The organism is Streptococcus sp. SCPM-O-B-15304 (M98), from assembly GCF_058200215.1.
In genome coordinates this window covers 1-2,305 of record NZ_JBYQGQ010000025.1, presented here as the reverse complement: position 1 = coordinate 2,305, position 2,305 = coordinate 1, and the positions used below count along the sequence as shown (strand labels likewise).

The following is a 2,305-nucleotide window of genomic DNA, read 5'->3' as shown; positions in this document are numbered from 1 at the left end:
TACGTTGCTATTATGGGTGAGTCTGGATCTGGTAAATCTACTCTACTCAATATTCTTGCTATGCTTGACAAGCCAACGCGTGGGCAGGTCTACCTAAATGGAACTGACACAGCTACCATTAAAAATTCTGAAGCATCAAGCTTCCGTCGTGAAAAGTTAGGCTTTGTCTTCCAAGACTTCAATTTGTTAGATACGCTTTCTGTTAAAGACAATATCTTACTCCCTTTGGTATTGTCTAGAAAGCCTATTACAGAAATGATGAAAAAATTGGTCGTAACGGCTGAAAATCTTGGCATCAATCAATTGCAGGAGAAGTACCCTTATGAAATCTCTGGAGGGCAAAAACAAAGGGTAGCAGTTGCACGGGCTATCATCACAGAACCAGAAATTCTTCTTGCGGACGAGCCAACAGGTGCTCTAGACTCTAAATCGTCTGCAGCCCTCCTTGATATCTTTGATCAGATTAACGAGCAAGGGCAAACCATTCTCATGGTGACCCACTCAACAGCAGCAGCTAGCCGTGCAAAACGTGTTCTTTTCATCAAGGACGGTATTCTCTATAATCAAATCTACCGTGGTGAAAAGACGGATCGTCAGATGTTCCAAGAAATCTCTGACACCTTGACTGTTATGGCAAGTGAGGTGAACTAGTATGTTTCGATTAACCAATAAGTTGGCCATATCCAACTTAATTAAAAACCGCAAACTCTATTATCCGTTTGCTTTGTCTGTCATTTTGGCAGTCACAATTAGCTATCTCTTTTACTCCCTAGCCTTTAATCCTAAAATTGTGGATTTACGTGGTGCATCTGCTATACAATTTACCCTACAACTAGGGCTTGTCGTTGTGACACTTGCATCTGCCATTATCGTTCTTTATGCCAATAGCTTTGTCATGAAAAATCGCTCAAAAGAACTGGGTGTATATGGCATGTTGGGCTTAGAAAAACGCCATTTGATTGGTATGACCTTTAAGGAACTCTTGATATTTGGGCTAGTAACAGTCACTGCCGGAATTGGAATTGGTGCCCTCTTTGATAATCTGATTTTCGCTTTGCTACTTAAACTTGCAAAGATGAAGGTAGAGTTAGTTGCAACTTTCCAATGGTCCGTAGTACTTTCAATCCTTCTGGTATTCGGTTTTATCTTTTTAGTCATCGTTTTCCTGAACGCTGTACGCATTATCCGTATGGATGCTCTCCAGCTTTCTAGAGAAAAAGAAAAGGGTGAGAAGAAGGGGCGTTTCCTAGTTCTTCAGACACTTGTAGGGCTAATTACTCTAGGTGGTGGCTACTACCTAGCACAAAGCGTAAAAGATCCAGTTTCAGCGGTCTTAACTTTCTTCATAGCCGTTATGTTGGTCATTTTTGCAACCTACCTCCTATTCAATGCAGGTATTACAGTTTTCTTGCAGTTGCTCAAGAAAAACAAGAGATATTACTACCAACCAAATAACCTCATCTCTGTTTCTAACCTTATCTTCCGTATGAAGAAAAATGCTGTCGGTTTAGCAACTATTGCCATCCTTTCAACCATGGTTTTGGTCACCATGTCTGCAGCAACCAGCATCTACAACGGTTCTGAAAACATGAAAAAACTCCTGTATCCTCACGATTTTGATGTTAAGGGGCAAAATGTAGAAGTTGAGGATTTAGACAAGCTTTTGACTCAATATGCTAGCGAAAAGAACCTAACCATTAGCAATAAGGACGTCCTCGGTTATGCAAGTTTCGGTCTTTCGAGTCAAGACGGGACTAAATTAACCACCTTTGAAAAAGGGCAGAATAGTGTTATGCCCAAGACTGTCTTCTTAGTTTTTGATCAAAAAGATTATGAAAAAATGACTGGACAAAAGCTAAACCTTACTGGTAATGAAGTAGGACTTTGGGCTCGAAATGACCAACTTAAAGGTCAGAAAGCATTTAGTCTGAACAATCAGAACTATACGATCAAGCAAGAAATCCAGCAAGATTTTGCTATGAATCATGTTTCAAATCAATATGTTCTCTTGGTATCGGATTATAACTATCTCGTTGTACCAAATCTTCAAAACTTTTTGGAACAGTACCAAAATTCCGCTATCTACACTCAGTTCTACGGTGGTATGGATGTAACTGCTAGTCAAGAGGAACAGTTAAAGCTAACTGATGATTTTGATGCGTATGTGAACAATTTTAGTCATAATCTCAAGAGTGAAGATGCTATGGTTTATAATGGAACTACTAAAACTGATGCAATTGCTGAAATGAACGCTCTCTTTGGTGGAATTCTCTTTATCGGTATTTTCCTCTCTATCATCTTTATG

The 2,305-nt window shown here is 39.6% G+C and carries 2 protein-coding genes; both read left to right on the top strand.

Annotation, left to right across the window (positions count from 1 at the left end):
- Positions 1-651: ABC transporter ATP-binding protein (locus tag AC3E7H_RS09830; protein WP_490676497.1), on the top strand; the 651-nt coding region annotated here is incomplete at its 5' end.
- A 1-nt stretch (position 652) separates the two neighbouring features.
- On the top strand, positions 653-2,305 hold a 1,653-nt coding region (locus tag AC3E7H_RS09825; protein ID WP_490676496.1), incomplete at its 3' end, for an ABC transporter permease.